At 67.4% G+C, this 7,063-nt stretch carries 6 protein-coding genes; 2 read left to right on the top strand and 4 right to left on the bottom strand.

What is annotated here, in order from left to right; all coding sequences use genetic code 11:
- On the bottom strand, positions 1–276 hold a 276-nt coding region (locus VNF71_08175; GenBank protein HVA74527.1), incomplete at its 3' end, for a hypothetical protein.
- A gap of 121 nt (positions 277–397) precedes the next feature.
- On the opposite strand from VNF71_08175, the gene VNF71_08170 reads away from it, so the two are divergent.
- On the top strand, positions 398–1,219 hold the full coding sequence (locus VNF71_08170; GenBank protein HVA74526.1) for an isocitrate lyase/phosphoenolpyruvate mutase family protein: 822 nt from the start codon (positions 398–400) through the stop codon (positions 1,217–1,219).
- Positions 1,220–1,257: 38 nt separating this feature from the next.
- Here the strand turns inward: VNF71_08170 and VNF71_08165 are convergent, their stop codons facing one another.
- Entirely contained in the window at positions 1,258–2,514 is a 1,257-nt protein-coding gene (locus VNF71_08165; protein ID HVA74525.1) for a nucleotide sugar dehydrogenase, read from the bottom strand.
- 120 nt (positions 2,515–2,634) lie between these two features.
- Complete coding sequence (locus VNF71_08160) at positions 2,635–3,741, bottom strand: ferritin-like domain-containing protein (GenBank protein ID HVA74524.1); 1,107 nt, start codon at positions 3,739–3,741, stop codon at positions 2,635–2,637.
- Between the two features lie 230 nt (positions 3,742–3,971).
- Here VNF71_08160 and VNF71_08155 point away from each other — a divergent pair, with 230 nt between their 5' ends.
- Complete coding sequence (locus VNF71_08155; protein HVA74523.1) at positions 3,972–6,788, top strand: protease pro-enzyme activation domain-containing protein; 2,817 nt, start codon at positions 3,972–3,974, stop codon at positions 6,786–6,788.
- 63 nt (positions 6,789–6,851) lie between these two features.
- On the opposite strand, the gene VNF71_08150 is transcribed toward VNF71_08155, so the two are convergent.
- Positions 6,852–7,063: hypothetical protein (locus tag VNF71_08150; protein ID HVA74522.1), on the bottom strand; the 212-nt coding region annotated here is incomplete at its 5' end.

Raw genomic sequence — 7,063 nt, 5'->3', positions numbered from 1 at the left:
GCCATCCGAGGCGACCAGCCAGTAGCCCCCACCGTCCGGCGTCGCTGCCATCCCCACCACCGGGGCGTTGAGGTGCTCGGACCCCTGCGAGCCGTAATAGACGGCCCCGCCGAAGGTGAAGACTCCCCCGTCGGATGCGACGAGCCAGTAGCCGCCGGACCCCGTCCTGGTCGACGCCTGGGCTCCTCCCGACAGCGGCACCAGCGCTACGAGCACGAGAGCCATGGCTGCCGTCACGCGCGCGCCCCGGCCCGCCAACCGCGCCAGCAACGCCATAGGTTCTCCCCTCAGTCCTGCCTCGTACAGCGACCTACCTAGACCGTCCGCATGCTTATCACGCCGAGTGGTCGGGCACAACGGCATCGGTGCCCACCCGTAGCGGCCTAAGAATTTGGCCATGCCCACCCAAGCAGAGAAAGCCTTCGACTTCCTGGAGTTCCACAAGCCAGGGAATCCGCTCGTCATGCCCAACCCTTGGGACATTGGGTCGGCGAAGTTACTCGAGGCCGCGGGCTTCAAGGCGCTCGCGACCACCAGCGGCGGGTTCGCAGCAACCCTCGGGCGACTGGACGGCTCGGTATCCCGGGCTGAGGCGATAGCCCACGCAGCGACGGTGGTCTCGGCGGTAGACGTGCCCGTGTCTGCGGACCTCGAGAACTGCTTCGCCGACGATCCGTCGGGCGTCGCCGAGACCGTGGCAGCTGCGATCGGTGCGGGATTGGCGGGGTGCTCGGTAGAAGACCAGCGTCCAGGCTCGGACTCGCCGATCTACGACATCGGCCTCGCCCGTGACCGGGTAGCTGCCGCGTGCGAAGTGGCGCATCGAGGACCGGTGCAGCTGGTGATCACCGCGCGTGCGGAGAACTTCCTGCACGAGCGAGAGGACCTCGATGACACCATCCGCCGGCTGCAGGCCTATCAGGATGCCGGCGCGGACGTCCTGTACGCCCCGCGTTTGATTCGCCTCGAGGACATACGCGCAGTGGTGTCGAACGTCGACCGCCCGGTGAACGTGCTCGCGCTGCGCGGTGTGCCGCCTGTGCACGAACTTGCCGAGGCAGGTGTCGCCCGTATCTCGGTGGGCTCGGGGTTCGCGAACGTCGCTTGGGGAGCGCTACTGCGCGCCGCCGCCGAGATGAGCGACTCAGGAACCTACGGGTGGACGGACCTAGCCGGCGAGGGGTCGAAGGCGGTGCGCTCGACGTTCGCGCGCACCTGACGAAGCACGAAAACCCACGCCCCTCGAAGTGCCCCGCTCTACAGGTACTCGACCTGCGGGCCGGTCACGCAGCGGCGGGTGTCGAGCACGTAGCTGGCGTGCTCGGCGACGAGGTCGAGGTCGAGGGCGTCGTGATGGGTGAGCACCACCACGCCGTCAGCGGCCTGCACCTCCTCGACTGTGAGCTCCGCCAACTCGATCGAGTGTCCGACCTGGTCGGCCTCGACGTGAGGGTCGACGGCGCGTACATCGGCGCCCAGGGCGACGAGCTGCTCGGCGATCTCGAGCGCCGGCGACTCCCGCGCGTCACCGGTGTTGGGTTTGTAGGAAAGACCGAGCAGGAGCAGCCTCCGGCCCCGGATCGACTGTTCCCGCTGGTTGAACGCACGGGTGAGCCGTCGCACCACGTAGGCCGGCATGTGGTTGTTCACGTCGTTGGCCAGTTCTACGAAGCGGAACGTCTCCCCCACCCTTCGCTTGACCTGCCAGGCCAGGTAGCTGGGGTCCACCGGGAGGCAGTGGCCGCCGACGCCCGGGCCGGGGTTGAACCTCATGAACCCGAACGGCTTGGTCTCCGCCGCGTCGAGCGCCCCCCAGATGTCGACGCCGAGGTCGCCGGCGAACATGGCCAGCTCGTTGACCAGGGCGATGTTCACATGCCGGAACGTGTTCTCGATCAACTTGACCAGCTCTGCCTGGCGGGTCGACGCCACAGGCACGGTCCGCTCGACCAAGCGGCCATAGAAACCTTCGACGACTGCCAACGACTCGGCGTCTATCCCCGACACGACCTTCGGTGTGTTGCCGAGGCTGAACTGCTTGTTGCCCGGGTCCACCCGTTCGGGGCTGTACCCGGCGTGGAAGTCCGCTCCAGCGGCGAGCCCTGACCCCCTCTCGAGGATCGGCACGACGAGCTCCTCGGTGGTACCCGGATAGGTCGTCGACTCCAGCACCACGCACGACCCGCGCGACAGAAGCGGGGCCAAGTCGTTGGCGGCCTGCTCTATGTAGGAGAGGTCCGGGACACCCTCGGAAAGAGGCGTCGGCACGGTGATCACCGCGACGTCGAACCCGGCGCAGTCGCCGGCGTCGAAGCTCGGCAGGTACCGGCCCGACTCGAGGGCGGCGCGCACCTGGTCGCTCGGCACGTCCTCCACATAGGAGTCGGCGGCCGCCAGCTTCTTGATCCTGGTCGCGCTCGTGTCGTAGCCGACCACCTGGTATCCGGCCTCGACAGCCCGCATTGCCAGCGGCAGGCCCACGTAGCCCTGCCCCACGATGACGACCTTCTTCAACTCTGATGCCCCTCTTGTCGACTGATGCCCGACCACCCAAGACTAGGGGCAGGAACTCGGCGAACCAACCGCGCCCGTCGAAACCGGTAAAGGCGAGGCGGTGCGTCGAATCCCTACGGGTCAGGTTGAGGTTGAGAGCGCGGCGCGGTCCGCGGTGACCGCGTCGTAGGACTCGAAGTCGCTCGCGGTGTCATCCGCGTGCTCGAACTCGAGCAGGCCGGCCTCGCCCCACTTCTGGCGGAGGTAGCCGTCGTTGGCGTCGAGGAGGCCGAGCTTGCGCACGTTCGGCACGAGCTTGGAGAAGAATGCCCGCTGGAACGCCTGGAATGGTCCCGTCCCCGTCGACTGCGCCGCCTCAAAAAGGTTGGGGAGGACCTGATCCACGCTGAGGCCCATCTTTTCCCAGACCTCAGGGGTGATCGAGCGCAGGCGGTTGCGCAGCGTGTTCTCGAGGAGGAACTCCTGGCGCTCCTTGAGCTCGGCGGACGTCAGCTCGGTGTAGTACTCGCCGAGGCTGACGATCCCGAACGCGACGTGGCGGGCCTCGTCGGACATGATGTAGCGCAGCAGCTTGGTGAGCAGGGGCTCGGAGGTGCGGCGAAGGAGATCGCCGAACGCCGCCAGCGCCAGGCTCTCGATGATGATCTGCATGCCGAGGTAGGCGATGTCCCACCGGCTGTCCTCGAGCAGACCGAAGATCTGACCCTGCAGGAAGGGACCCATCGGGTAGTGGTCGCCGACCTTCTCGTGCAGGTAACGGGCGAACACTTCGGTGTGGCGCGCCTCGTCCATCGTCTGGGTCGACGCGTAGTACTTGGCGTCGATCCACGGGACCGTCTCGACGAGCTTGGCGGCGGTCATCATCGCCCCCTGCTCGCCGTGCATGAACTGGCTGAGCTGCGCCTTGAACAACTCGACGCCGAGCTCGGTGAACTCCTTGTCCTTCCAGTTCGCCATCGGGGAGCCCGGAAGGGTCGCCGCGACCCGGGCGAGGCGCAGCGCGGGGACCTCGTCGGCGATGACCTTCTCCGGGTCCACATCGATGGACCAGTCGAGGTCGGTGACGCTGCTCCACTGCGCGGAGGCGGCCTTGTTGTACAGGGTCACCAGCTGGGGGCGCTCGCGCTCGTAGCGCCAGCTGAAGAGCCGGTCGGCGTGGTCGTGCACGACCCGGATGGTCGCTTCAGGGTCGTACGGCTGGACGAGTTCCGACTCGGTCGTGGTCATCTGATCCTTCCCCCTGACGAGATAACGAAGATTATCCCACCTGCGGCTTCATTCAGGTTCGGCCGAGGAGAAAGCGGACCTCCTGCGCGGTGCCCTTGGTGAACGAGTACCGCGGGTATGCCGAGATTCTAGAGAGCGCCGCATGTCACATAGCCGAGGCAGGAATCGGCACTCCACGTGGCGAAATGTCTGTTTCGGACCGACGGGGTACCTGAAGCTGGAGGCACAGGGTGAGAAGCATTAAGCGGTGGCGGTTCGTCGCGGCATCGGGTGCCGGGCTGCTCGCCGCGGGCCTGCTGGCCATACCGAGCTACGCGTCGGGCTCTGCCGGCTCGACCGGCCCGATGGTGCGTACGCACAACTTCCTGCCCGGGCTCTCGCTGGCCAAGGGGCTCGGCAACGCCCCCAAGAGCCAGGTGCTCACCGTGGGCGTGGCACTCTCCCACCCGGACGTCGCGGCCGAGGAGGCGACCTACAAGGCCATATACGATCCGTCCAGCCCCGAGTACCACCACTTCCTCACCCCGGCCGAGTACAACCAACGATTCGGGGTCCCGGCGAGCGAGACGTCCGAACTCCAATCGTGGCTGCGCTCCGGCGGGCTCACCATCCAGACCGTGTCCGGTTCCGGCGACTACGTGACCGCCCGCGGGACACTCGCCCAGATCGGCAGCCTGATGAGCACGAACTTCGGCTCGTACCAGGTAGGCCCCTACAGGTTCATAGCCAACCGGATCCCGCCGGCGGTCCCGGCCAGCCTGCCGATCTCCACCGTCCTCGGCCTGAACACGCTGCAGCGCGTGTGGACACCGCTCGACATTGCCAGGGCGAACAGCTCGACGGGCACGGCGCCGCGCAGCGCCACGGGCGGCTACCTCGGAACGCTGAACGCCCAGGACCTGTGGGGTGCCTACGACATGCCGTCCTCCGACGAGGGTCAGGGCGAGACGGCCGGTGTCTTCGGCGACGGCTACTTCAACAGCGTCATCACCGACCTACGGCTCTTCGAGCAGCGGGAGAACCTCCCGGCCGTCCCGGTACAGCCCGTGCTCACCGAGGGCGGCACGGCCAACGACTACCCCGACAATGCCGAATCCGTCGAGTGGATGCTCGACTCCCAGTCGATAACCGGCGTCGCCCCGAAGCTGTCCCAACTCGACCTCTACTTCGCCAAGACGCCGCTGGACGCCGACATCGCCGCAGCCATGGCGGACTGGGTGTCCGACCCCAGCGGTCCGAAGCAGATGAACGCCAGCTTCGGAGAGTGCGAGTCGGATCCCTTGTCCACGGCGGTCAAGGGCAGCCCGTACACCAACCTCCTCTACGGCGTCGGTCTCGGCAACCAATTGGAGAGCATGGCCGACGCGACCCTGCGCGAGGCGACCATGGAGGGCCGCACCCTGTTCGCCGCTGCCGGCGACACCGGCGGGGCGTGCCCGTTCGTGATCCTGCCGGTCATCGGCGCCGGCAACGGCCTCAACCCGCAGCCGCTCCCCGAAGCTGGCTACCCGGCGTCGAGCGCTTACGCGACCGCCGTCGGCGGGACGGTGCTCACCACCACCGGCACCACCGCTCAGGGCGCCACGAACGTGAAGCGGGCCAGCGAAGTGTCCTGGGACTTCAGCGGCGGCGGTACGTCGGTGCACACGCCTGAACCCGACTACCAGAAGGGCGTCGCGGCGGTGAAGTACCCGTGCCTTGGGACCACAGACGACGCCGGCAACTCGATCGCGCCAGGAACCACCTGCCGCGGAGGGCCGGACATCGCGGCGATGTCAGGACAGGGCTTCACCGATTCGGGCGGCGGCCTGCTGTCGAGCAACGGGTACGAGATGTCCGCCGATGCGCTGCCGTTCCCCGAGGGAGGCACCAGCCTCTCCTCCCCACTGTCGGTCGGTATGTGGTCGCGCATCCAGGCCGCAGCACCTTCCGCGAAAGGCATTGGGTTCGCCAACGAGACCATCTACAAGGTTGCTCAGGGCCCCAGCTATCACAAGGACTTCTACGACATCACCCAGGCGGAGCATCCGACTGGGAACTTCTTCTACCAGAACGCCCCCGGTTGGGACTACGTCAGCGGCTGGGGCGTCATGGACGTGGCCAACCTGATCAGCGACCCCCAGGTGGACAACAACCCTGCAGCGACGCCCACGCACCCGGCGGGGCAGGCGCCGGAGGTCCCGGTCGTGTCGTGCTCCGCGACGATGACCAGCCCGGTCGGCAACGCGTACGACTTCTCCACGTCGCTGATGTGGCCGACCAACACCGACCCGAGCCTGGACATCCGGACCGCGACGCTGTCGTCGTCACCTGACGGCAAGTCAATCATCGCGACGATCTCCGGGCCGACCCTCGCTCCTTCCACTCCGCCGAACGCGTTGCAGGGGGCCCAGTGGCTGATGACCTTCACATACCAGGGGCAGACCTTCTTCGTGGGTGCCGAGCTGAGCCCGCAGCAGCAGCTGAGCTACGTCGAAGGCCACGTCGTGGCGGACACGTTCACCTACCAGACCGACCACACCGAGACCAACGGAAGCTTCGCCAACGGCACGATGAAGGTCACTGTTCCGCTGTCGGACATCGCCCTGGCGTCGGCGAAGATCAGCGCCCCCTCCGGTGGCAAAGAGCTCCTGTACCCGTACGCGATCACGCTGTACCCGGGCTTTCCGTTCGTCAACTTCGCCACGGATACAGCCGCCCCTGACCAGCCGGGGCAGGCAGTGATCGTCAAACCCTGCTCCACCACCGCCGCCGGGACCAACCCCGGCGGCACGGGCCCGGTCCACGTGGGCGTCGGCGTGGTCAACCCGTTCGCCGGCGGAGGCAACAGCGGCAACGGCAACAGCGCCGGGGGCCGCGTCGGCTCAGGCAGCGCGGCCCTGACAGCCGCCCGCGCTTCGGCCCAGCACTCCTCGGCGTCCGAGAACCTGCCGTTCACCGGGTTCAACGCCTTCCTAATGGCGCTCGCGGGCCTGCTGCTGATCTCGACCGGTACCGGCGTAGCCCTGATCAGCCGCCAGCGCGGGATCACCCTCCGTCGTTCGTAGTGCAAGCTGAAGAGCCGACCAGTTCCTACTCGGTGGTGGTCAGCCCGTCAGCCCGTCAGCTCGTCAGCCGGCCAGCAAGGCACCTACCCCGGTCACAGCGCGGGCGGCGACCGGGTAGGTGGAGCCGATGTAGCTGCCGTCGGGCCGGTAGAAGCGCAGTTCGCCGTTCGGTTCGCCGCTGACCGTGTAGCCGGAGTGGAGCAGCCGGTGGTGGCGGGGGCAACCGCTCATCCCGTTGCGGATGTCGGTCAAGCCGCCCTTCTCCCACCATTCGA

The organism is Acidimicrobiales bacterium (genome assembly GCA_035533095.1).
Classification (GTDB): Bacteria; Actinomycetota; Acidimicrobiia; order Acidimicrobiales; family Palsa-688; genus DATLUM01.
This window is presented reverse-complemented; position numbering and strand designations above follow the sequence as displayed.

Coding starts and splice junctions, on each gene's coding strand:
- VNF71_08170 (HVA74526.1), top strand. CDS start 398: ATGCCCACCCAAGCAGAGAAAGCCTTCGACTTCCTGGAGTTCCACAAG.
- VNF71_08160 (HVA74524.1), bottom strand. CDS start 3,741: ATGACCACGACCGAGTCGGAACTCGTCCAGCCGTACGACCCTGAAGCG.